Below are 23447 nucleotides of genomic sequence, written 5' to 3'. Positions count from 1 at the left end.
GCCGTGAAGCCGCCGAAGGGCGGTGAGCGGCCGGACAAGGAGTTCATCGTGAGGTTGAACAGAATAGCTGTTAGCGCCGCTATTGCGGGCGCGTTGACGTCGGGCGCGCTCGGCTTTGGTGCCGGGTTCGCGCAGGCCGACCCCAACGGCCCCAACATGCCGGGGCCGGGACCGAACGTCCCGGGGCCAAACGTGCCGGGTCCGAACGTTCCCGACCGGAATGGACCTGGGCAGGGGCCGTGGGTGCCGCAGCCGATCTGTAACGGCGGTCCGGGTGTCAACTGCAACGGTCCGGGCACACCGCTTCCGCCCGGGCAGCAGGGCTTCCCGCCGCCGGGGCACTACAACGACCCGGGCGGCTATGGGTATCCAGCCCGCTGGGCACCGATGGGCCAGCCGGGTGACTACCCAGTCGTGTTCAACCCGGCTGTAAACCAGTGGGGCGTTTTCTTGCCCGACGGTACCTTCGTTCCGGCGCCGCCGGTCTAATCAGCGCGTTCGAGAACAGCCGCCACCAGCATGGTGGCGGCTGTTCTCGGCTACGGCAGAATCGCAGATTATGAGTGACTTTGCGAAGCTCAAACGACAAGTGGTTCACCGCGTTCAACGGCTGTTGGTCAATCCGGTGGGCCGGCAACTGCCGATGACGATGCTCGAGACCACCGGACGCAAGAGCGGGCAGCCGCGTCGTACCGCGGTAGGCGGTCGCGTCGTGGACAACCAGTTCTGGATGGTCTCCGAACACGGCGAGCACTCGGACTATGTCCGCAACATCAAGGCCGATCCCGCTGTTCGGGTGCGGGTCGGCGGACGGTGGCGCAACGGCACCGCGCACCTGCTGCCTGACGATGACGCCGTGCAGCGGCTGGGCAACCTACCGCGAATGAACAGCGCGATGGTGCGGCTGATGGGCAGTGACCTGCTGACCATCCGCGTCGATCTGGACTGAGCTCGCCGCATGGCCTACGACGAGGATCTGGCCAACCGGATTCGCGAACTCCTCGGCCCCGAGCCCGGCGTCGAGGAGAAACGCATGTTCGGCGGTCTGGCGTTTCTGATCAACGGCAACATGTCGGTGGCCGCCAGCGGCCAGGGCGGGCTCTTGGTGCGAGTGCCGCCGGAGGACACCGACAAGCTCGCCGATCGTGTCCATGTGAGCCCGATGGTGATGGCCGGCCGCGAAGCCCGCGGGTGGCTGCGCGTTGACGCCGCCGGTGTGCAAACCACACGCCAGCTTCGCAGTTGGGTAAACCGCGGAGTCGGCTACGCGCGCAGCCTGCCGCCCAAGTAGCGTTCGGTTTGCTCATCCGGAGCGCGGGTACGCGAGTGCCTATGGACAAGCGGGTGCGGCGACTCCTCGACGTTGCGGGCACGACGTACGCGTCGCAGGCGCGGATCACCATGAGGGACAAGCCGATGCCGCTGTTTCAGCTCCTCGTTCTGTGCATGCTGGCCAGCAAGCCGATCGACGCGGGCATCGCCATGGCCGCCGCGCGGGAACTGTTCAGGGCCGGTCTGCGGACACCCGGCGCCGTGCAGGCCGCCGACCGGCGGACCATGATCGAGGCGTTCGGGCGCGCGCATTACGTGCGCTACGACGAGAGCTCTGCGACCCGGCTCGCCGAAATCGCCGAGCGTGTTCGTGACGTCTACTCCGGTGATCTACGCCGGCTGGCCGACCGCAGCCGGTCCGACCCCGCGGCGGCCAAACGAATGCTCAAGGAATTCAAGGGAATCGGCGACACCGGCGCGGACATATACCTGCGCGAAGTTCAGGACGTCTGGACCTGGGTGCGCCCATATTTCGACGCCCGCGCCACCGGCACCGCCAAGCAATTGGGTTTGCCTGCCACACCTGAGCAGCTCGGTTCGCTTGCGCCGCAAGCCAATGCGCCGCTGGCCGCCGCGCTGGTCAGGGTGTCGCTCGACGACGATGTGCGTCGGCGGGTGACCGGCTGAGCGAATCGTGACCATACGCATCGGTACCTCGGGGTGGTCGTATAACCACTGGGTGGACGTGCTGTATCCGACCGGAACGCCGTCGGGCCGCCGGCTCGCCCGCTACATCGAAGTGTTCGACACCGTCGAGCTGAACGCGAGTTTTTACCGGTGGCCCCAGGATTCGACCTTCACGGGCTGGCGCCAGCAGCTGCCGGAGGGCTTCACCATGTCGGTCAAGGCCCACCGCGGATTGACACACTACCGCCGGCTGGCCTCGCCAGAGCCGTGGGTCGAACGGTTCGAACGTTGTTGGCGTCTGCTGGGTGATCGGCACGGCGTGCTGCTCGTGCAATTGCACCCCGAACAGCAGCGCGACGACGCCCGCCTGGATGCGTTCTTGGCGCTGATGCCCGAATCGATCCGCGTCGCCGTCGAATTGCGTCACCCATCGTGGAACGACCCCGCCGTGTTCGAGTTACTGGAACGCCACCGCGCCGCCTATGTGGTGATGAGCGGTCTCGGGCTCGAGTGTATCCCCCGGGCGACCACCGACCTGGTGTACATCCGGATGCACGGGCCGGATCCGAAAGCCAACTACTCCGGCTCGTATTCCGACCGCGACTTACGGCGCTGGGCCGATCGCATCGCCGAGTGGGACGGCGACGGCACCGACGTGTGGATGTATTTCAACAACGACCTGGGTGGGCACGCGGTTCGCAATGCGCTGGCCTTGCGCGAGCTGTTGAGTTGAGCGCGCGATCGCGGTGGCCGGGATGCTCGGCACCCCAGGCGAATACGCGCAGTTGCCGTATTTCTTCACCGACCAATACGCCCTCGGCATGGAATATGTCGGGCACACACCGGAATTCGAGCGGGTCGTGTTCCGGGTGACGTCGTCCGGGCGTGAGTTCGTCGCGTTCTGGCTCGACGGCGACGACCGGCTGCTGGCCGGAATGAACGTTAATGTGAGGGATGTGCTCGACGACGTCAAAGCCCTGGTCCGGTCCCGGGCCCCGGTCCAGGTCGACAAGTTGTGGATCCGCAGTCGTCGGTGGCCGATCTGCCGAGCGTCAGCTGACAGTTTGCTCGGCGTCGGATTGGTCGACGCTGTGTCGCATTGGAGCCCACGTCCCGTCGATGACGTCGGGTGGGCATTGCACCTGCAATCGTTCCCGTTCGGTGCGGCGGCGTTTGATCCGCAGCCGCGCATCGCCGGGCAGCGTGACCAGTTCGTTGCAGGTCAGGTAGTACATGTCCTCGACGTCGTCGATCAGATCCGCCTCGACTAGCAGGAAACCCAAGGCGCGCAACGTCATCCGGAGCTCGTGCGTGAACCGCATAGTGGCGTCGTGGGCAAGCTCCCGAGTGCTGACCGCCAACCGTTCATCCTGTGCCCGAACCAGGGCGGGCCGCGCGGCGGCGGCAGCCGCGGCGATCAGCAACATCGTCGGGTCGTCTGCAAATGTCGCGCTGGCCAGTTCGGCCTCCCCCGGGCCGCGGTGCCCGATCCGCGCGACGGCGGCATCCACGGCGGCCGCGGTGGTCGGCGACAACGCGCGAATGCTCGCCAGGTTGCCCTCCTCCGCCAGCGCACACAACGGCGGGTCGGCGCGGAGCGCGGCCGCCAGCTCGGCGATCTCCGTGGCGACGAGGTCGCTTTCGGTGATCATGCCCACCCCGGGCACACCGCGACGCGTCTGGCTACGCACCGGCGCCGCGGCGCTGACGCCGGCACCGATCAACCACAGCGCGTTGAGGATCCAGCCCTGATGAATGCGGTCGCGCAGTAGCCGCAGGCGAACTTCCAGCGCCGCCTCAGGAAGCAGCGCCAGCTGGGCGGCATCGAGGTGTTCGGCGGTCGCGGCGGCGCTGTAGGCCCGGGTGTCGGCCCGCAGATGGCGCAGCGCAGCCACCGACCGTCCCGCGGCAAGCGCCTTGGCGACCGAGCCGAGCGCCCCGCCCGCCAGGGCGGGCTCACCGAACGGCAGCGGATCCCCGACGTGGGGCTGGCCGACCAGGGCGTCGCGCACGATGGCCTGCTGGTCCCAACCGGGCAGCTGGGCGGCGGCGACCATGTTGACCGACACCCCAACGTAGGGTCGATGGCCGAACACCGCGATGGCCCTGCTGCCCCATTCCTCGTCGACCGCGCCGCCGAGCGCGAGCACCTGACCCAGCACCCGGTTCGCGGCGCGCAGCCCACTCAGCTGCACGTCCAGGGTGATCGGCGTGAGCGGTCCGGGGAGCGCCTCGTTAAGGGCGGAGCCGCTGAAGACCGGAAACCGCGGATCGATGTGGTCGTCGAATTCGCCCTCGACGCCTTCGGGTGCCGCGCTGTGTGCATCGTCAGCCGGCCGCCGGGGCTGTGCCAGCACCTCGACCGGGAGGGCCAGCCGCCCGCCGTGGTTAATGGCGCCCGCGGTGTCGAGTCGGCGGCCGACGAGTCCGCGGGCGGTGTCGGCGACCGCGTCCAGTGCGTGCCAGCCGAACTCGAATGACCAATCCTCTTGTGCCGCTGAGACATTCATTTCTGGCATCGGTTGTGCCCAGCCGCGCACCCCGTGCAGCCGGGACCGCGGGTCGGTCGCCCGCAGCACCCGCCACGCGGTGATCAGATTGACGGTGTCCGGGCTGGCGAGGTCCACGACACCGGTGCGGTCGGTGTTCAATGCCAGCACCAGAAAGCGCATGAGGTCGTCGAGATGCAGGACATGCATGGGCTGAGCCGAGACCTTGGCGCGCATCAGCGTGGCCACGGTACGGCACACCATCCAGTCCAGCTGGCGACCGACCGGTGGTGCGATCCGGACGACAACGGTCGGGCCCCAGCTCGAGGCCACCAGGTCCTCGGCCGGCCGATACAGGTCGAGCCGGCCCGCGGCCTGCGACACGAAAAGCAACCGGGAACCGGCGCGGGCGGCCGCGTCGGTCACCCGCGCCAGGCCGTCCACGTGCGCGCTGCCGGGGACGGAGGGATCGATGGGCGCCAGATGGATCACCGCGTCGGCTTCGTCGGTCAGCTCCCGAACGACTGGGTCGCGCAGCGACGCGCAAACAAATTCGACGTTGCGGTCCAGGCACGGATGAGGAAGCTCAGCAATGCCGGTGACCGTGTGTCCTGCAGCGATCAGCTGTCCAGCGACCAGCCGCCCGAGTGCGCCGGTGGCGTCGGTAACCAGGATGTGCACCTGGGCTCACCTCCCCCAACCCTCAATACTCAACAATAGGCAAGCAGGCATGGGCTACGCGACCGTTAGTCCGGTAACGGTTCGGCCACCTCGCGTGATGAGGCCGGCCGAGGTTATTGCAGCGTCGCGCTGCCGTCCGCGGCGACGGCAACCTTGGCGCCACCGATGTCTTCGCGCACCGATTCCTGCGCCGCGGTGCGATCTGTGATTACGGCCAGTGCGCGCGACCCATCGGGCGTACGTACGGCCAGGAATGCCTTCTCGGGCTGGCCGTCACGGTCGAACGGCGTCGTCCAGGCCTCGACGGTGCCGACGCCTTCCCACTCGACCACCGCGTCCGTTGTCGGTTCCCGATCGACGGCCGGTTGCGTGTCTTCCCAACGGAATTCGGCGGGCGGCTCGGTGCCGTAGACCCCGAAGCTGTGTTTGGTCAGGTAGCCGCCGTTGGCGGTGATCAGGCCCCGCCGGCCCGGATTGGCCACCAGCAACTCTGCCATGGTGGCGATGGAGTGCATCACGTAGTTGCTCCACGGTCCGCCCGCGAACGTCAGCCCGCCGGTGACCGTCAGCGGACGGGCGGGATCGTCGACGCTCAACCCGAGCTCGGACGCCGCCACCTGAACCGCGGAGGGAAAGCAGGAGTACAGGTCGACGTGGTCGATGTCGTCGATTCCCAAGCCGGCAAGTGCCAGCGCCCGCGCACCGGCGATCCGGATCGCCGTCGAGCGGTGCAGCTCGTGGCGCTCGGCGATGGACGGGGTGTCGTGGGCGTCGGTGCCCGCGTGCGGGAATACCCATCGCTCGGCGGGGATCTTCAGCCTCCTCGCCTCCCCGACCGAGGCCAGCACCAGCGCCGCGCCCTGGTCGACCATGTTGTTGGAGTTCATCAGCTTGGGATAGGGCCAACTGATCATCCGGTTCTGTGGGCCCGCCTGGCTGATGTCGTCGGCGCTCGACGGCTTGCGGATCCAGGCGTTCGGATTGTCCACCGCGACGGCGCTGAACCGTGCCCACAGCGCTCCGATGCGCTCGACGTGGTCGTCGATCGCCTCGGCGCTCGCGATCCGAAGCGCCTCCTCGAACATCGGGTAGACGTAGGCGGGCCGATCGAGGGAGATCCTGATCTCGGCGTCACCGGCCATGGGGACGTCGTCACCGCTGACCTCGGCCATCGGGACCGATTGGTCCTGTTCGGTCCACACCAGCTTGGCGCCCTTGGCTCGCAGACCGCGCCTGGTGCGCCAGGTTTCGGCGCCGGCCAGCAGCACCACCTTGGCGCGGCCCCGCTGAATGTCCAGGCAAGCCTGGTTGACCAGTGACTGCGGCACGTTGCCGCCGACCGGGCTGTACAGGGTGGTGAAGTCGGAGGCACCGATTCGCTGGCCGAGTAACAGGCCCGGGTCGCGGTACTGGGCCGACAGGATGTTCACGATCCGGATGGAATCCACTGCCTCGATCACCGCGGCGCCGGCCGCTTTCCGCGCCGCATCCACCATCAGGTCCATCGGCTCGACCGAGCGGGTTGCCGGGTCGATCTCGTCGCGATGGTTGACCTGGCCGTAGCCGATCAACACCGGAGTCCTGGGGTCGACGCTCATGGGAACGAATTTAGCGTGGCTATGGATCTGGCCGCCTTGGCGGTCCTGGAAGCGCTAAGCGGTGTCGGCCGGGATGGACAGGACGCCGTCGTCGATCAGCCGCTGGATATCCGAGAGGTTCATGCCCAGCAGGCTTCGGCAGATCTCGACGGTGTCCTGGCCGGGCAGCGGCGCCGGAGCCTGCCGGGCCGCCGGGATGTGCCGAAACGGCGCCGGGCCCGTCTCGGCCGGCAACGGGCTTTCGATCAGCGGATGCGTCATTGGGCTGTAGACGTTTCGCGCGATCAGCTGGGGGTCCTCGAGTACGTCCGGCGGGCGATTCATCGGCCCGGCCGGGACGCCGGCCGACTGCAGCAGCTCGGCCGCCCGCAGCGGCGTCCGCGTGCGGGTCCAGCCGGAGACCAGCTCCACCAGCTCGGCGCGATGGGCCAGCCGCGCTTCGCCGGTCGCGAAGCGCGGATCGTCGGCCCACCCTGTGTGGTCGAAAACCGATGCGGCCCTGCGCCATTCATCGTCGGACCGGATCGAGATGACGCACCATTCGTCGTCACCCGCGCAGGGGTAGACCGCATGCAGGCTGGTGTCCTCGCGGATCTGAGCGACGCCCGCGGCCAGCGCGGCCTCGGTGACATAGAGCGTGTCGAGTTGGTTGACCACGACTTCGGCCTGTGAGACGTGGACATGGGTCCCTCGGCCGGCCCGGTCGCGGTGGATCAGCGCCGCCAGCGCCCCGATGGCCGTCACCCGCCCCACCACGTGGTCGGGAAAGACGGTCGTCGCGTCGTAGAACGCGTGCCTGTCCGGGCCGGCTTCGTCCTCCGCGCCGTCGGACGTCCAGAGCCGGGTGACCCCGGTGGTGGCGCGGACCAGCGGTCCATAACCCAACCGGGCGCTCCACGGCCCGGTGTCGCCGAACGCGCTGCTTTCGGCAAGCACAATCCGCGGGTTGACGGCGCGCAGCTCATCGTAGGAAAAACCCAGTGCCGTAAGGGTTCCGGGCTTGAAGTTGGCGAACACCGCGTCGGCCTCGGCCACCAGGCGCCCAAAGATCTTCTTGCCCTCGGTGCTGCGCAGGTCCAGTCCCAATCCCCGGTTATTGCGGTGCGTCCAGGCGAACGACTCGCTCATGGCATCGCCGATCCGGGCCTGCCTCAATCCGTCCGGATAATCGACGCTTTCGACTTTGATGACATCGGCGCCCAGGTCGCCGAACAAGCGGCTCAACTCGCCTCCGGCGACGATGATGCCCAGATCGAGAATCCGCAGTCCGGCAAAGGGATAGTCGCCGAGCCGGCCCGATGACGACGGCACCACCGACGGGGTGCCGCGCCAATACGGTTCATCGGATCCGGCGGCCGGCACCGGCGTCCGAAAACCCGCTCGCCGGCCGTCGACGACGAAATATCCGGTCGGCACGCTGGTGCGCACGCCGGGGACGAGTTCGGTGTCGGTGATGGCACCGACCGCCCGGAAGTGTTCGGAGCCCGGGATTCGCGCGGGCGTCAGCACCGCGGCGATCGGCACTCCGTTCGCCTGGCCGGCTGCCACCAGATCCTTCATGGTCTGTCCGGTGAACAACTCCTCGATCAGCCGGCTGATCTGCGGCCAGGCCGCGAACCGCGCGCCGATCGCGTCGTATTTCGGGTCCTGGAACTCCGCCGGCTCCCCCAGCCAGCGCCGCAGGCCACGCCACTGGCGCGGCGCCATCACACACAGCCGGACGTAACCGTCCTGGCAGGGGTAGATCGGGTAGGCGTCCTGATTCTTCGGCCGGCCCCGCCACCGCCCGCTGCGGCGGACACCGGCGGCGGCCTGTCCGTGTGCGCCGAACGCGGGGTCGAGCGCCATGACGACGGCGTCGAACCAGGAGAAGTCGATGTAATCGCCTGTGCCGCAGCGTAATCGGTTGTAGTACGCCGCGAGCGCCGCCCACGCCGCCTGGACGGCGGCGGTCGCCGACGCGATACCGTCCGGCGGCAACACCGGGGTGCCGGTGGTGGGGCCGGACCGCGACAGCGCGCCGCACATCGCGTACAGGACGGGATCGGTGGCACGCCATGACGACCGCGGACCAGTCGCGCCGAAGTCGGTGATCGACAGCACCACCAGATGCGGGTAGCGGGCCGCCAGCTCCTCCCCCGATGTCCCGAACATGGCCCCGCGCTCGTCGGCGCCGGTGTCCACGACGATGTCGGCCTCGGCGGCCAGATCCAGAAAGCGGGCGCAGTCCTCGTCATCGAACGGATCGAGCACCGCGCTGCGCTTGTTGGCGTTGTGCATGGCGAACGGAATGCCGGCTCCACGCAGCGTGGGCAGCACATCCCGGCTCAGGCAACCGCCCGGCGGCTCCACCTTGAGGACGTCGCCGCCCAGGTCGGCGAACAGCCGGGTGACCGCGTCCGCGACACCGCTCGACAGGTCGAGAACGCGCACGGCATCGAGCAACCCGTCGGCCATCTGCACACCGTACCTGCCTGGTCAGGCCGCTGCGCGGCGGCCTTTTGCTTCGTCGAGCGATCTCGGTGACGGCCAAAGTGCCAGCTGGGCAAGCCTATTCGGGGCATGCGTCATCGGCGGTCGCGCAACGCTCAGTCGAAGGTCCGCGCCGGCGCGGCGTCGGCTATCGTCACAGGCCGATCCGCCCGGCCCCACCCGTCGTCTCATGGAGGCTTCCCTATGACCGCGCACCTGAGCTACGTCGAGGCCGTCGTGGTCGGCGCGTTCCAAGGCGTGACCGAGCTGTTCCCGGTCTCCAGCCTGGGACACGCGGTGCTGGTGCCGGCACTGGTCGGCGGGCGATGGGCCCAGGACCTCAGCGTGTCCGCCCCCAAATCGCCCTACCTCGCGTTCATTGTGGGTCTGCATGTGGCCACCGCCGCCGCGCTGCTGGTGTTCTTCTGGCGCGACTGGATGCGCATCCTTACCGGGTTCTGCACGTCGCTGCGGCACCGGCGGATCCAGACGCCTGACGAACGGCTGGCGTGGTTGATCGTGGCCGGCACCATCCCGGTGGGTCTGGCGGGGCTGGCGCTAGAACAGCTGTTCCGCACCACGCTGGGCAAGCCCGTCCCCGCCGCGGCGTTCCTGTTACTCAACGGCATCGCGCTTTACCTCGGCGAAGTGCTTCGCAGGCGCATCGCGCCCACTCCGGATCGAGCCGCGGTGGCCGGCGGGGAACTCGAACACGGCGACGAGGCCTCCGACCGTCGGCTCGCGCAGCTTCCCCTGCCCCGGGGCGTGGTCATCGGTGCGGCGCAAATCCTCGCGCTGCTGCCCGGCATCAGCCGCTCGGGGATCACCATCGTGGCCGGCCTGTGGCGGGGCTTGTCACACGAAGACGCCGCCCGGTTCTCCTTCTTGCTTGCGACACCGATCATTTTGGCCGCGGGCGTGTACAAGATCCCGGAGCTCTTCGGGCCGCTCGGTGCGGGAATCGGTGGCCAGGTGCTGGCCGGCAGCGTCGCCTCGTTCGTCTGTGCCTACCTCGCCGTGCGCTTCCTGACGCGCTATTTCGAGACCCGCACATTGACGCCGTTCGCGATCTACTGCGCCGTAGCGGGCGGGGCGAGCCTGGTCTGGTTCGCCCTGAGCTGAGTCACCGGGCGGGTCGGGCAACAACCCGCGGTCGGTGCAGCCAGCGGGGGTTGTTGCGCCGGGCGACTTCGAGTGCTGTGCTTGGCCAGTCACCTAAGTTGACACCCGTCAAAAATCTGGAGGACCGGCATGGCAGACACGGCTTCGATTGGCCTGAGGGTTCGCGGCAAGGTCGTCGTGATCACCGGGGGCGCCCGGGGAATCGGGCTGGCCACCGCGACCGCGCTGCACAAACTGGGTGCCAAGGTCGCCATCGGCGATGTCGACGAGATGCGGGTGAAGGAGTCCGGCGCCGACCTGGGCCTCGAGGTCTACGGGAAGCTCGACGTCACCGATCCGCATTCGTTCTCCGATTTCCTGGACGAGGTCGAACGCCAGCTCGGCCCGATCGACGTGTTGGTCAACAACGCCGGCATCATGCCGGTCGGCAGGATCGTCGATGAGCCGGACGCGGTTACCCGGCGGATCCTGGACATCAACGTCTACGGCGTGATCCTGGGCAGCAAGCTGGCCGCCCAACGCATGGTCCCGCGCGGCAATGGGCACGTCATCAATGTCGCCTCGCTCGCCGGTGAGCTCTACATCGTCGGCCTGGCCACCTATTGCGCCAGCAAGCATGCGGTGGTCGCGTTCACCGACTCCGCCCGGCTCGAGTACCGGTCGGCGGGGGTCAGGTTCTCCACGGTGTTGCCGACGTTCGTCAACACCGAGCTGGTCGCCGGGACTCCGGGCATGAAGGGGTTCCGCAACGCCGAGCCCACCGAGATCGCCGACGCGATCGTCAATCTGGTGGCGCACCCCAAGCCCAGGGTGCGGGTCACCAAAGCGGCGGGCGCAATGGTGGTGTCCCAGAAGTTCTGGCCGCGCCGAATCGCCGAGGCGCTCAACCGGATGCTCGGCGGCGACCACGTCTTCACCGACGACGTCGACGTCGCCAAGCGCCAGGCGTACGAGGCCCGCGCCCGCGGCGAGGATTGATTGCGCACGAGCATTCTTCACCGAAGGCGCGGACAATCGGCCGAGTGAGCCTAGAAACCCGAACCCCCGCGCCCTCGCAATCTCCGCTCTCCGACGCCGAACTCGCTCTCCTCGACAAGTACTGGCGCGCCGCCAATTATTTGTCCGTCGGCCAGATCTACCTGCTGGACAACCCGCTGCTCCACGAGCCGTTGTCGACCGAGCACGTCAAACCGCGATTGCTGGGGCACTGGGGCACCACGCCCGGGCTCAACCTCATCTATGCGCACCTCAACCGGATCATCCGCAACCGCGACGCCGACGTCATCTACGTGACCGGGCCGGGTCACGGCGGGCCCGGGCTGGTCGCCAACGCCTACCTGGAAGGCACCTACAGCGAGGTGTACACCGGCATCGAGGAGGACGCCGAGGGGCTGCGCAAGCTGTTCCGGCAGTTCTCCTTCCCCGGCGGCATCCCCAGCCACGTGGCGGCCCAGACGCCGGGTTCCATCCACGAGGGCGGTGAGCTGGGCTACGCGCTGGTCCACGCCTACGGCGCCGCTCTGGACAACCCGTATTTGGTGGTGGCCTGCGTCGTCGGTGACGGCGAGGCCGAAACCGGGCCGCTTGCCGCCAGCTGGCATTCCAACAAGTTCCTCAACCCGGTGACCGACGGCGCGGTGCTGCCCATCCTGGCGCTCAACGGCTACAAGATCGCCAACCCGACGGTGCTGGCCCGCATCCCGCACGACGAGCTGGAATCGCTGCTGCGCGGCTACGGCTACCGGCCGATCACGGTCGCCGGCGACGACCCGGCCGACGTACATCAGCAACTGGCCGCCGCCCTCGACGACGCCTTCGACGACATCGCGGCGATCCAGGCCGCGGCCCGCGGCGGCGGTCAGGCCGAGCGACCGGTGTGGCCGATGATCGTGCTGCGCACGCCCAAAGGCTGGACCGGGCCGAAGGTGGTCGACGGCAAGAAGGTTGAAGGCACCTGGCGTTCTCATCAGGTGCCGCTGTCCGAGACGCACGACAATCCCGAGCACCGCTCCCAGCTCGAGGAGTGGCTGCGCAGTTACTCCCCCGATCAGCTTTTCGACGAAAACGGCAGGCTGCGTGACGAATTGCGGGCGCTGGCGCCCACCGGTGATCGCCGGATGAGCGCCAACCCGCACGCCAACGGCGGGTTATTGCTGCACGATCTGGACCTGCCGGACTTTCGCGACTACGCCGTGGCCGTCGAGCGGCCGGCGGCCACCACGCACGAGGCCACCCGGGTACTCGGTGCGTTCCTGCGCGACGTGATCGCCCGCAACCGCGACCGGTTCCGGCTGATGGGGCCCGACGAGACGGCCTCCAATCGGCTCGACGCCGTCTACGGGTCGACGGACAAGGTGTGGCTGTCGGAGGTCGAGCCCGACGACGAGCACCTCGCGCCCGACGGCCGCGTGATGGAGGTGCTCTCCGAGCACCTGTGCCAGGGCTGGCTGGAGGGCTACCTGCTGACCGGGCGGCATGGGTTGTTCAACTGCTACGAAGCGTTCGTGCACATCGTCGACTCGATGCTGAACCAGCACGCGAAATGGCTTGCCACCAGCCGGGAGTTGCCGTGGCGCAGGCCGATCGCGTCGCTCAACTACCTGCTCAGTTCGCACGTGTGGCGCCAGGACCACAACGGCGCATCCCACCAAGACCCGGGCTTCATCGACCTGGTCGCCAACAAGCGACCGGAGCTGACTCGCGTCTACCTACCGCCCGACGGCAACACGCTGCTCTCGGTGGCCGATCACTGTCTGCGCAGCCGCGACTACATCAACGTCATCGTCGCCGGCAAGCAGCCCGCGCTGGCCTACCTCGACATGAACGAAGCGATCGCGCACTGCACGCGCGGCCTGGGCATCTGGCCCTGGGCGAGCACGGCCACCGACGAACCCGACGTGGTGCTGGCCTGCGCCGGCGACATCCCCACCCTCGAGACGCTGGCCGCCGCCGACATCCTGCGCTCCGAGCTGCCCGAGCTCGGCGTCCGCGTGATCAACGTCGTCGATCTGATGCGGCTACAGCCGGATTCAGAGCACCCGCACGGCCTGCCCGACCGCGAGTTCGACGCGCTGTTCACCCGCGACAGGCCGGTCATTTTCGCCTATCACGGCTATCCCTGGTTGATCCATCGGCTCACCTACAGTCGCACCAACCATGCCCACCTGCACGTGCGCGGCTTCAAGGAACGCGGCACCACAACCACGCCCTTCGACATGGTGATGCTCAATGATCTGGACCGTTTCCACCTAGTCATGGACGTCATCGATCGAGTGGACGGGCTGGCCAGTCGCGCCGCCATGTTGCGTCAGCGCATGGTCGACGCCCGCCTCGCGGCGCGGACATACACGCGCGAGCACGGCGAGGACGACCCGCGGATCGCCGGCTGGACCTGGACGGCTGAGCGAGCAGAACGAACGCAGTGAGTGATGGTCGGGCGCCGGTAAACTGGTCGGATGCTTGACGCCACCGGGACAGCCGACATTCAACCCGCGGTGTCCCAGCAGTCGGCGCTGCACCGCTTCCGGATCCACCTCGACATCGCCGTCGTCGTGGTCGTGCTGGTGCTGACCAACCTGATCGCGCACTTCACCACGCCGTGGGCGAGCATCGCGACCGTCCCGGCCGCGGCTGTTGGGCTGGTCATCTTGATGCGCTGGCGGGGCTTGGGCTGGGCGGACCTCGGCCTGGGTCGCGAGCACTGGAGGCCGGGCGTCGGTTACGCGCTGGCCGCCGTGGCGCTCGTGGCATCGGTGATCGCGCTGGGCGTGCTGCTGCCGGCGACCCGGCCCATGTTCATGAACAACCGCTACGCCACGATCTCCGGAGCGATGGTCGCCTCGATGGTCGTCATCCCGCTGCAGACCGTCATTCCCGAGGAGCTGGCCTTTCGCGGTGTCCTGCACGGCGCACTGAATCGGGCCTGGGGCTTTCGCGGCGTCGCGCTGGCGGGTTCCCTGTTGTTCGGGTTGTGGCACGTCGCGACGTCGTTCGGGCTGACCAGCAGCAACGTGGGTTTCAGCCGGCTGTTCGGCGGCGGGCTGGTGGGCATGCTGATCGGCGTGACCGGGGCGGTCCTCGCGACCGGGGCCGCCGGCTTCGTCTTCAGCTGGCTGCGCCGGCGCAGCGGCAGCCTGATCGCGCCCATCGCGTTGCACTGGTCGTTGAACGGGCTCGGCGCGCTGGCGGCCGCGTTGGTTTGGCACCTGTCCACCTGACGCGAATCAGACGAGCAGCACCGCCGCACCGGCGATCCGGCCGGCGCTGAGATCCGCCAGCGCCCGATCCGCCTGTCCAAGCGGATATTCCGGTGTCGTCACCTCAATGTGGTGACTGCCCGCGAAGTCGAGGAAGGCCCGCGCGTCGGCCCGGGTGTTGGACGTGACCGACCGGACTTGGCGTTCCTGGAAAAGGTGACGCTGGTAGTTCAGGGTCGGGATGTCGGACAGGTGGATGCCTGCGATCGCCAGGGTGCCGCCGCGGTCCAGCGCCTCCAGCGCGGGCAGCACCAGATCACCCACCGGAGCGAACAGGATCGCGGCATCCAGCGGCACCGGGGGCGGATCGGCTGCGCCTTGGGCCGATGCCGCACCGAGCTTCAGCGCCAGTTCTTGCGCCCGGGATCCGCGGGTCATCACGTGCACCTCGGCGCCTTGCGCCAGCGCCACCTGGGCGGTGATGTGCGCGCTGCCGCCGAAGCCGTACAGGCCCAGGCGCCCACCGGGCGGCAGCTCGGCGCGCAGCAGCGAACGGTAGCCGATGATGCCCGCACACAACAACGGGGCCAGCTCGCTATCGCTGTAGCCGCTCGGCAGCGGATGCGCGAAAGCTGCCGGGACGGTGGTGAATTCGGCGTAGCCGCCGTCGGCGTCCCAACCGGTGTAGCGGGAGTGAGGGCAGAGGTTCTCGTCACCGCGGCGACAGTATTTGCATACGCCGCAGGTGTGGCGCAGCCAGGCGATGCCCACCCGGTCGCCAATCCGGAATTCGCCATCACCGGCCGCAGAACCCATCTCGATGACTTCACCGACCACTTCATGGCCCGGAGTGACCCGATCGCGGTGGACGGGGAGGTCACCTTCGGTGACGTGCAGGTCGGTGCGGCAGACCCCGCACGCGCGCACGGCCACCAGCAGTTCGGAGGGGCCTGGCCGCGGTATCTCGGCGGCGACTTGCTCCAGCGGGCCGGTGCTCATCGGCCCGGGGCGACGCACGCGCCAGGCGCGCATTGCCGTGGTGGTCGCCGGCGGGGGCATCAATCCATCATGCCGCTAACCACCACGGCCGCAACGGGTTAAGCCGATTACGTCCTGCGCACCATCCCGACAATCCAGAGCAGCAGCAGGGCGCCGAGCAGCGCCGTGAAGAACGTGAAGATGATGCCGCCACCAGCGGTGTTGACGAAGAAGCTGAGGATGAAGCCACCGATCAGGGCGCCCACGATACCGATGATTATGTCCATCACGATGCCGGCGCCGCTGCCCCGGATGATTCTGCTGGCGAGGGCTCCGGCGAGACCGCCGATGATGATGTAACCGATCCAGCCGACGCTGGTCAAAGTGCTTGAGCGGGCAAGAAATTCTGTAGCTGCCATGACGGTCATGAAAGTCTCCTTGCAATCACGGGCAAAGCCCAGCTATTTGCTGGGCCGTCATTTCGGTATACCCAGTTTGGGTTACGAAACGGGTGCCGAATTGGAGACGGTTAACCAGTCGGTTTCGCGACGATCGAGCGGCGCAGTCAGGCCGAGAGGGTCTGCTGAGGAGTCGGTGTGGGGGGCGGGCTGACTTCGGAGGCCGGCGCGCCGCCCGGAACCGGCGCAGGTACCCCCGGAGCCCCGGGCGCTGGTGCCGGTGCTCCCGGAGCCCCGGGCGCTGGCGCAGGTGCCCCCGGAGCCGCGGGCGCTGGTGCCGGTGCTCCCGGAGCCGCGGGCGCTGGTGCCGGCGGGGGCGCTCCTGGCGCCGCCGGTGTTCCCGGGGCCGGTGCTCCTGGCGCGGCGGCGGCGCCTCCTGGGGCCGCAGGGGGTGCCGACGCCTGAATCGACTCGGTGAGCGCCTTGGCCGCCCCCCTGTCCACCGGGTCGTTCGAGGTTCCGAGCCACACCACGAACCAGCGTTGGGCGGTCCCGCCGTTAGCTGAACCGATCACGCCCGTCCAGATCTGGCCGTTCGGCTTGGACGCGTCGCTGAACTTGACTTCGTAGTACGACGCGCTGCCGGTGCTCCCGTTGCTTCCGTTGAGGGGGGTGGTGTCCTGGTTGATCCGGGTGCCCGGGTAGGGCATGAAGAATTCGCCCATGTCCGACCCCAGCCGCACCGCGGCCTTGGCATTGTTGGCTTCCGCACTGGCGTAAAGCTTTTGGTCCAAGCGGCCCATCACGATCCGAGTGTCGTTCGCGACCGGTGGTGGCTGGTCGGGGGCCGGCGGCGGACCGGTGACCTTGCTAAGCAGCGCTGAGCCGTAGTCGAGGTGCGACGCGTCCGACTCCACCCAGCCGGCCGGCAGGACGTAGCTGAATCCGCCGACCGCGTTGGTGATCCGCCCGGCGTTCGGATCAGCAGGCGGTGGCGGCGGCGCATTCGGGTCGACGGGTGGGGGCGGCGCCCCGTTGGGGTTCAGCGGCGGCGGTGGAGCAGCGTTGGGATCACCCGGTGCCGGTTGCGCATTCGGCACCTGGCCGGCCGGTGGCGCCGGCGCGGCCGGCGGAGCGTTGGTAGCCGGCGCCCCCGGCGGGGCCACGGCCGTGCTCGGCGGCACCGGCGTGGGCACCTCGGGATCGGCTTTGGAAGCTGCCGGCAACGCGATGGCGAGTGCGCTGGCACCGGTCACCGTGGTGATCGCCAGCGTCGTCCACAGTCCTTTGCGACGGGTCGAGGTCGGGTCCACCTGTTCCATGGCGACGAACCTACCGTGTTACCGCTGTGACGCAAGGGTGATTGCGGACTAATGCTGCGTGGATTTACCGATGTTGCCAATGTGCAATCCGTCTTTGGCTCGCCGCCATGCACGGCCGCGTCAGCGGGCGGCGGGATGCAGCGACACCTCATGCGCCTTGACCGAGAACCACACTCGATCCCCCGGCACCAATTGCAGCTCCGAGGCGGCGTCGACGGTGATCTCGGCGGCGAGGCCCGGGGCGCCGTCGGGTTGCTGCGCGCCCCGCACCCACACCGCCGGTCCGCGGACATCCAGCTCCGCCACGGTGACCTCAAAAGTGTTGCGGGGACTACCGTGCGGGCGTTCCCGATAGACGGCCACCGCCGTCGGCGGGAACACAGCGATCGCACGCTGCTTCGGCGACAGCGTTGCGGCGCTCGCCGCAGCCGCCGCATACCAGCGGTGGCCGGCGTCCGCGCGCAGCGAGCCGTCACTGGTGACGGTTCCATTCACCAGGTTGATGCCCGCGATGCGGGCCGCGAAATGGCTACGCGGTGTGCTGAGCACCTCGGGCACCGGGCCGATTTCGGCGATCTTGCCGGACTCCAGCACCAGAACGCGATCGGCCAGGGTGAACACGTCCAGCAGGTCGTGGGTGACCAGGACCGCGGCGCAACCAATGCGAGTGATGACGTTGCGCAACACCGCCCGGAGCGCCGCGGCCGCGGCGACGTCGAGGCCCGCCAGCGGCTCGTCGAGCAGCAGCACGTCGGGTTCGGCCGCCAGCGCCCGGGCGATCGCGACTCGCTGGGCCTGTCCGCCGGACAGCTGTCGCGGTTTCCGCTCGGCCAACCGCTGGGCATCCACCTCACGCAGCCAGCGCAGCGCCGTCGCCGTCTGGGCGGCACGCGCCGGGCGTAATGCCGCACGACGGCTGTGCGGTCCGAATGCGACGTTGGCGGCAACGCTCAGGTGCGGGAACAGCAACGCGTCTTGCAGCAGCAGCCCGACTCGGCGGTCGTGGGTCGCCACGTTGACGCCGGCCGCAGTGTCAGTCAGGTCGCGGTTGCCCAGCCGCACCACGCCGTCATCGGGACGAAGCAGCCCCGCGATGACATGCAGCAAGGTCGATTTGCCCGCGCCATTGGGTCCGAGCACGGCGAGCACCTCGCCCGCGGCCACGGAGAATTCCACGTCCACGTGGCGGTCCGCGACGACGGCGCGCAGCTGCAATTCGCTCATGGTTATCCGGTGTCGGATCTGGTCAGCCGGCGACTGCCCAGGCCCAACACCACCAGGGCCGCCACCACCACCAGCAGGATCGACAGCGCCACAGCGGCATTGGCGTCGGTGACTCGTTGCAGGTAGATCTCGAGCGGCAGCGTTCGGGTCACCCCCTGCCGTGATCCGGCGAACGTCAGCGTCGCGCCGAACTCGCCCAGCGAACGGGCGAAGGCCAGCACCGCGCCCGAGACCACGCCCGGCAACAGCAGCGGCAGGGTGACGCGCCACCAGACGACGCTCGGACGCGCCCCCAGCGTCGCGGCCACCACCTCGAAATCGCCGCCCGCGGTGCGGGCGGCGCCCTCCAAAGAAATCACCAGGAACGGCAGCGAGACAAAGGTTTGTGCGAGCACCACGGCGGTGGTGCTGAACGCGATGCTCACACCGGCGGCTTCCAGGTAGCGCCCGAGCAAACCGAGCCGGCCGAACGCGTATAGCAGCGCGATTCCGCCCACCACCGGCGGCAGCACCAGAGGCAGCAGAATCAGCGGCCGAAGCAGCCGGATCACCCGCGCCGTACCGCGTGCCAGCACCAGCGCCATCGGCACCCCCAGCGCCACGCACAGCACCGTGCTGGCGGCGGCGGTCTTCAGGCTCAGCAACAACGCCGTACTCGACGATGAACTGGAGATCAGCGACCAGAAATGCGGCCAATCGACCTTGACCGCGATGGCCAGCAGCGGCAGCACCACGAAGAGGGTCCCAACCGTCGCGGGGACATATACCCACCGGGGCAGATCCGTCGGCCGGGGCATCCGCAGTCTCAGGGCTTCGCGAAGCCGGCCTGGGCCAGGACCTGCTCGCCGGCCGGTGACGTCACCAGGTCGACGAACTTCTGCGCTTGCGCGGCCATCGGGGCCTTCTTCAGCACCGCGATGGGATAGACGTTGACCGCGCTGGCAGCCTCCGGGAAGTTCACCGTCGCAACCTTGTTGCCGGCGGACTTGGCGTCTGTGACATAGACCAGCGCGGCGTCGGCCTGGCCGCTGGTGACCTTGTTGAGGGCATCCGTCACGCTGAGTTCCTCGCTGACCGGGTGCAGACGCACCTCAGTGCTGTCTTCGACGCGCTGCGCCGCCGCCCCGCACGGCACCGGTTGCTGGCAGATCACCACGTTGAGGCCTGGCTTGGCCAGATCGGCGAAGGAATTGATGGTCTTCGGGTTGCCCGGCGCCGTGACGATGACCAATGTGTTCGACGCGAAGTTCGTCGGGCCGCCGGTCAGCAAGCCGGCCCTGCTGACCTTGTCCATCTGGGCGGTGTCGGCCGACGCGAAGACGTCCGCGGTGGCACCCTGCGTCAACTGAGTGGCCAGGTCGGACGAACCGGCGAACTCGAAGTCGACGCCGATGCCGGGATTCTGGTTCTTGAACTGCTGGCCGATCTGGGTGAACGCGGGCTTGAGCGACGCCGCGGCGAACACCATGACCTTGCCGGATGCCGGAAAGGTCTGCGACGAGGGCGACTTCGGACTACACCCGACCAGTCCCGCCATCAGCGCAGCCGAAACCACCGCGGCCAGGATCCCGATCCGACGCATGGATGAACCCTAGCCCGCCGATGATGCGGCCGCCTTGCGGTTGAATCGCCGCAAGAAAGTAGCGGCCAAATAGTTACCCAAACGATCCGCGCGTCGCGCCGGGTAAAGTTTCGCCGACTAGCTACTGTCCAGTAACATATCTGGGACCGATGCCATAACGCGTGAACACGAGGAGGTCATGGCATGGAGGTGCTGGTTACCGGCGGAGACACGGACCTGGGGCGCACGGTAGCCGAGGGCTTCCGCGATGACGGCCACAAAGTGACCATCGTGGGCGCACGCAAGAGCGAGTTGGAGATCGCCGCCAAGGAGCTCGAGGTCGACGCGATCGTCTGCGACACCACCGACCCGGCCAGCCTCGAAGAGGCCCGTCCCCTGTTCCCGCACCATCTGGACACCATCGTCAACGTGCCGTCACCCACCTGGGACGCCGGCGACTCGCGCACCTATTCGATCGCCGACACGGCGAATGCCTGGCGCAACGCCCTTGACGCGACGGTGCTTTCGGCGGTGTTGACCGTGCAGGCCGTGGGCGACCACCTGCGTTCGGGCGGCTCCATCATCAGCGTGGTGCCCGAGAACCCACCGGCGGGAACCGCCGACGCCGCGATCAAGGCGACGTTGTCGAACTGGACCGCGGGCCAGGCAAGCGTTTTCGGCACCCGCGGTATCACGGTCAACGTCGTCGCGAGTGGACGCAGCGCCGAGGCAGGCTATGACGGACTCTCCCGCACGCCAGCGCCGGTGGCCGCCGAGGCCGCCCGGTTGGCGTTGTTCTTGACCACGTCGGCGGCTCGCCACATCACCGGCCAGACCTTGCATGTCAGCCACGGCGCGCTGGCTCGTTTCGCCTGAGGCGTAGCGCGCACCCTTCTCCGGGGCGAGGCCGATCGCTACGGTAATTCTCGTGGCTATTCGACTCGGTTTGCAGATTCCCAACTTCTCCTACGGCACCGGGGTTGAGCAACTCTTCCCCACCGTCATCGCCCAGGCCCGCGAAGCCGAATCCGCCGGATTCGATTCGGTTTTCGTGATGGATCACTTCTACCAACTGCCGATGTTGGGATCGCCCGATCAGCCGATGCTGGAGGCCTACACCGCCCTGGGCGCGCTGGCCACCGCCACCGAGCGGGTGCAGCTCGGCACGTTGGTGACGGGCAATTCGTACCGGAACCCGAGTCTGCTCGCGAAGACCATCACCACACTGGACGTGGTGAGCCAGGGCCGCGCGATTCTGGGAATCGGTACCGGTTGGTTTCAGCTCGAGCACGATCAATTGGGCTTCGAATTCGGCACTTTCACCGATCGGTTCAACCGCCTCGACGAGGCCCTGCAGATCATCCTGCCGATGATCAAGGGCGAGCGGGCCACCTTCTCGGGCAAGTGGTACCAAACCAGCGAGGCGTTCGCCAATCCCCGCTTCCGCGACCACATCCCGCTGATGATCGGGGGCAGCGGGGAGAAGAAGACAATCCCGCTCGCCGCAAGGCATTTCGACCACCTCAACGTGATCTCGGGTTTCGACGAGCTGCCGCGCAAGCTGGACGCGGTGCGCCGGTCCTGCGAGGAGGTGGGCCGCGACCCCGCCACCCTGGAAACCAGCACGCTGACCACCGTGATGATCGACGAAAACGCGAGCCTGGACCAGATTCCCGCCGAGATGACGCAGCGGATGGTGGTCGGCACGCCGGATTCGGTCGCCGATCAGATCAAGACCAAGGTGATCGACGCGGGCATCGACGGCGTGATCATCAATCTGCCCTTCTACACGCCCGGCATCATCGAGGCGGCCGGCGAAGCGCTGCGTCCGCTCGTGGGCCTGTAGGGCGTCAGTAGCAGCTCAGCGCACCGCCCGGTCGAACATGACGAGTATCACGTCCGGCGACCAGCAGTGATACTGGTGATGTGTTTGATTGCACATGTTGCCAGTTAGGTTTGCGGGTATTTGCCTGACTAGCGTGGTGGCTGAGTGCAGTCGCGTCCAGAAGCGTCAGGAGCAGCGGAAACATGAGCCCCCAGCCACAGACCCACGCTGGACCGGAGCGCCGTCACCAGGTCGTCATCATCGGCTCCGGCTTCGGTGGTCTGAACGCGGCCAAGAAACTCAAGCACGCCGACGTCGACATCAAACTGATCGCGCGCACCACCCATCACCTGTTCCAGCCGCTGCTGTACCAAGTGGCGACCGGCATTGTGTCCGAAGGCGATATCGCACCGCCGACCCGTGTTGTACTGCGCCGCCAGCGCAACGTTCAGGTGCTGCTCGGCGATGTCACCCACATCGATCTGGAGGGCAAGTTCGTGGTGTCCGACCTGCTTGGGCACACCTATGACACTCCCTACGACAGCTTGATCATCGCCGCGGGCGCCGGCCAGTCATATTTCGGCAACGACCATTTCGCCGAGTTCGCCCCGGGCATGAAGTCGATCGACGACGCACTCGAGGTGCGGGGCCGAATCCTGAGCGCGTTCGAACAGGCCGAGCGGTCCCGCGATCCGGAGCGACGTGCCAAGCTGCTGACGTTCACCGTGATCGGGGCCGGTCCCACCGGCGTCGAAATGGCCGGGCAGATCGCCGAATTGGCGTCCTACACGCTGAAAGGATCCTTCCGGCACATCGACTCGACGAGGGCGCGGGTGATCCTGCTCGACGCCGCGCCCGCCGTGCTACCACCGTTCGGCGACAAGCTGGGTCAGCGCGCCGCGGCCCGGCTGGAGAAGATGGGCGTAGAGATCCAGCTGGGCGCGATGGTGACCGACGTCGACCGCAATGGCATCACCGTCAAGGATTCCGACGGCACCGTCCGGCGTATCGAATCGGCCTGCAAGGTCTGGTCCGCCGGCGTATCGGCCAGCCCGCTGGGCCGCGACCTTGCCGATCAGTCGTCCGTCGAGCTGGACCGGGCCGGCCGGGTCAAGGTGCTGCCCGACCTGTCGGTTCCCGGCCACCCGAACGTGTTCGTCATCGGCGACCTCGCCGCCGTCGAAGGCGTGCCGGGAGTGGCGCAGGGCGCCATCCAGGGCGCCAAGTACGTCGCGAGCACCATCAAGGCCGAACTCGGCGGTGCCAACCCGGCCGAGCGGGAGCCATTCCAGTACTTCGACAAGGGCTCGATGGCCACGGTGTCGCGGTTCTCCGCGGTCGCCAAGATCGGTCCGGTCGAATTCAGCGGCCTGTTCGCGTGGTTCGCGTGGCTGGTGCTGCACCTGGTTTACCTGGTCGGGTTCAAGACCAAGATCAGCACGCTGCTGTCCTGGACTGTGACGTTCCTGAGCACCCGGCGCGGCCAGCTCACCATCACCGAGCAGCAGGCATTCGCACGCACCCGGCTCGAGCAGTTGGCCGTGCTCGCGGCCGAGACCAAGCGGCCGGCGGCCAGACGCGCCAGCTAGCCGCGGGCATCCTCCAATAAGGGTGCGGGAGAG

The 23447-nt window shown here is 68.0% G+C and carries 21 protein-coding genes and 1 pseudogene; 13 read left to right on the top strand and 9 right to left on the bottom strand.

Annotation, left to right across the window (positions count from 1 at the left end; genetic code table 11):
• Positions 1 to 48 precede the first annotated feature (48 nt).
• The 6 genes and pseudogenes from A5753_RS24440 to A5753_RS24030 all read left to right on the top strand — a co-directional run.
• Entirely contained in the window at positions 49 to 489 is a 441-nt protein-coding gene (locus A5753_RS24440; protein ID WP_067132509.1) for a hypothetical protein, read from the top strand.
• Between the two features lie 70 nt (positions 490 to 559).
• Positions 560 to 949 (top strand): nitroreductase family deazaflavin-dependent oxidoreductase, encoded by a 390-nt coding sequence (locus A5753_RS19405; RefSeq protein WP_067131833.1) that lies wholly within the window; start codon positions 560 to 562, stop codon positions 947 to 949.
• A gap of 9 nt (positions 950 to 958) precedes the next feature.
• Positions 959 to 1291 carry a TfoX/Sxy family protein gene (locus A5753_RS19400; protein ID WP_067131830.1) on the top strand — a complete coding sequence of 111 codons (333 nt, stop codon included), beginning with the start codon at positions 959 to 961 and terminating at the stop codon, positions 1289 to 1291.
• A 41-nt stretch (positions 1292 to 1332) separates the two neighbouring features.
• The gene (locus A5753_RS19395; RefSeq protein ID WP_067131827.1) at positions 1333 to 1959 is read left to right on the top strand and encodes an endonuclease; all 627 of its coding nucleotides are present in this window, start codon (positions 1333 to 1335) and stop codon (positions 1957 to 1959) included.
• A 7-nt stretch (positions 1960 to 1966) separates the two neighbouring features.
• Complete coding sequence (locus A5753_RS19390; protein WP_067131826.1) at positions 1967 to 2692, top strand: DUF72 domain-containing protein; 726 nt, start codon at positions 1967 to 1969, stop codon at positions 2690 to 2692.
• 4 nt (positions 2693 to 2696) lie between these two features.
• A pseudogene (locus A5753_RS24030) lies at positions 2697 to 3019 on the top strand (oxidoreductase C-terminal domain-containing protein); the annotation flags it as partial.
• Here A5753_RS24030 and A5753_RS19385 read toward each other — a convergent pair.
• The 3 genes from A5753_RS19385 to A5753_RS19375 all read right to left on the bottom strand — a co-directional run bounded on the left by A5753_RS19385 (position 3012) and on the right by A5753_RS19375 (position 9184).
• Positions 3012 to 5129: an NAD-dependent epimerase/dehydratase family protein gene (locus A5753_RS19385; protein WP_067131824.1), complete on the bottom strand. Its 2118-nt coding sequence runs from the start codon at positions 5127 to 5129 to the stop codon at positions 3012 to 3014. The pseudogene A5753_RS24030 and the gene A5753_RS19385 sit on opposite strands and share 8 nt — an antisense overlap.
• Before the next feature lie 113 nt (positions 5130 to 5242).
• Positions 5243 to 6727: an acetyl-CoA acetyltransferase gene (locus tag A5753_RS19380; protein ID WP_067131821.1), complete on the bottom strand. Its 1485-nt coding sequence runs from the start codon at positions 6725 to 6727 to the stop codon at positions 5243 to 5245.
• A gap of 54 nt (positions 6728 to 6781) precedes the next feature.
• Positions 6782 to 9184 carry a CoA transferase gene (locus A5753_RS19375; protein WP_369829341.1) on the bottom strand — a complete coding sequence of 801 codons (2403 nt, stop codon included), beginning with the start codon at positions 9182 to 9184 and terminating at the stop codon, positions 6782 to 6784.
• A gap of 219 nt (positions 9185 to 9403) precedes the next feature.
• Here A5753_RS19375 and A5753_RS19370 point away from each other — a divergent pair, with 219 nt between their 5' ends.
• From A5753_RS19370 to A5753_RS19355, 4 genes are all read left to right on the top strand, one after another.
• Positions 9404 to 10321, top strand: a complete 918-nt coding sequence (locus tag A5753_RS19370) for an undecaprenyl-diphosphate phosphatase (protein WP_067131815.1) — start codon at positions 9404 to 9406, stop codon at positions 10319 to 10321.
• Between the two features lie 129 nt (positions 10322 to 10450).
• On the top strand, positions 10451 to 11299 hold the full coding sequence (locus A5753_RS19365) for an SDR family oxidoreductase (protein ID WP_067131812.1): 849 nt from the start codon (positions 10451 to 10453) through the stop codon (positions 11297 to 11299).
• A 44-nt stretch (positions 11300 to 11343) separates the two neighbouring features.
• Positions 11344 to 13746 carry a phosphoketolase gene (locus tag A5753_RS19360; RefSeq protein WP_067131809.1) on the top strand — a complete coding sequence of 801 codons (2403 nt, stop codon included), beginning with the start codon at positions 11344 to 11346 and terminating at the stop codon, positions 13744 to 13746.
• A 30-nt stretch (positions 13747 to 13776) separates the two neighbouring features.
• Positions 13777 to 14538 carry a CPBP family intramembrane glutamic endopeptidase gene (locus A5753_RS19355; protein ID WP_067131805.1) on the top strand — a complete coding sequence of 254 codons (762 nt, stop codon included), beginning with the start codon at positions 13777 to 13779 and terminating at the stop codon, positions 14536 to 14538.
• 6 nt (positions 14539 to 14544) lie between these two features.
• On the opposite strand, the gene A5753_RS19350 is transcribed toward A5753_RS19355, so the two are convergent.
• The 6 genes from A5753_RS19350 to modA all read right to left on the bottom strand — a co-directional run bounded on the left by A5753_RS19350 (position 14545) and on the right by modA (position 20021).
• Positions 14545 to 15576, bottom strand: a complete 1032-nt coding sequence (locus A5753_RS19350) for a zinc-binding alcohol dehydrogenase family protein (protein ID WP_067131802.1) — start codon at positions 15574 to 15576, stop codon at positions 14545 to 14547.
• Between the two features lie 47 nt (positions 15577 to 15623).
• Positions 15624 to 15923, bottom strand: a complete 300-nt coding sequence (locus A5753_RS19345; RefSeq protein WP_067131799.1) for a GlsB/YeaQ/YmgE family stress response membrane protein — start codon at positions 15921 to 15923, stop codon at positions 15624 to 15626.
• Between the two features lie 137 nt (positions 15924 to 16060).
• Positions 16061 to 17215, bottom strand: coding sequence for an alanine and proline-rich secreted protein Apa (locus A5753_RS19340; protein WP_067131796.1), 1155 nt, complete (start codon positions 17213 to 17215; stop codon positions 16061 to 16063).
• A gap of 120 nt (positions 17216 to 17335) precedes the next feature.
• Complete coding sequence (locus A5753_RS19335; RefSeq protein ID WP_067131793.1) at positions 17336 to 18439, bottom strand: sulfate/molybdate ABC transporter ATP-binding protein; 1104 nt, start codon at positions 18437 to 18439, stop codon at positions 17336 to 17338.
• Between the two features lie 2 nt (positions 18440 to 18441).
• Positions 18442 to 19236 carry an ABC transporter permease gene (locus A5753_RS19330; RefSeq protein WP_067131790.1) on the bottom strand — a complete coding sequence of 265 codons (795 nt, stop codon included), beginning with the start codon at positions 19234 to 19236 and terminating at the stop codon, positions 18442 to 18444.
• Between the two features lie 8 nt (positions 19237 to 19244).
• On the bottom strand, positions 19245 to 20021 hold the full coding sequence (gene modA / locus A5753_RS19325; protein ID WP_067131787.1) for a molybdate ABC transporter substrate-binding protein: 777 nt from the start codon (positions 20019 to 20021) through the stop codon (positions 19245 to 19247).
• 183 nt (positions 20022 to 20204) lie between these two features.
• On the opposite strand from modA, the gene A5753_RS19320 reads away from it, so the two are divergent.
• From A5753_RS19320 to A5753_RS19310, 3 genes are all read left to right on the top strand, one after another.
• Positions 20205 to 20876, top strand: a complete 672-nt coding sequence (locus A5753_RS19320; protein ID WP_067131784.1) for an SDR family oxidoreductase — start codon at positions 20205 to 20207, stop codon at positions 20874 to 20876.
• Between the two features lie 46 nt (positions 20877 to 20922).
• The gene (locus A5753_RS19315; RefSeq protein ID WP_197694753.1) at positions 20923 to 21846 is read left to right on the top strand and encodes an LLM class F420-dependent oxidoreductase; all 924 of its coding nucleotides are present in this window, start codon (positions 20923 to 20925) and stop codon (positions 21844 to 21846) included.
• Between the two features lie 182 nt (positions 21847 to 22028).
• On the top strand, positions 22029 to 23414 hold the full coding sequence (locus A5753_RS19310) for an NAD(P)/FAD-dependent oxidoreductase (protein WP_067131778.1): 1386 nt from the start codon (positions 22029 to 22031) through the stop codon (positions 23412 to 23414).
• Positions 23415 to 23447 lie beyond the last annotated feature (33 nt).

It is taken from the genome of Mycobacterium sp. 852002-51971_SCH5477799-a (assembly GCF_001667145.1).
Taxonomy (GTDB): domain Bacteria; phylum Actinomycetota; class Actinomycetes; order Mycobacteriales; family Mycobacteriaceae; genus Mycobacterium.
This window is presented reverse-complemented; position numbering and strand designations above follow the sequence as displayed.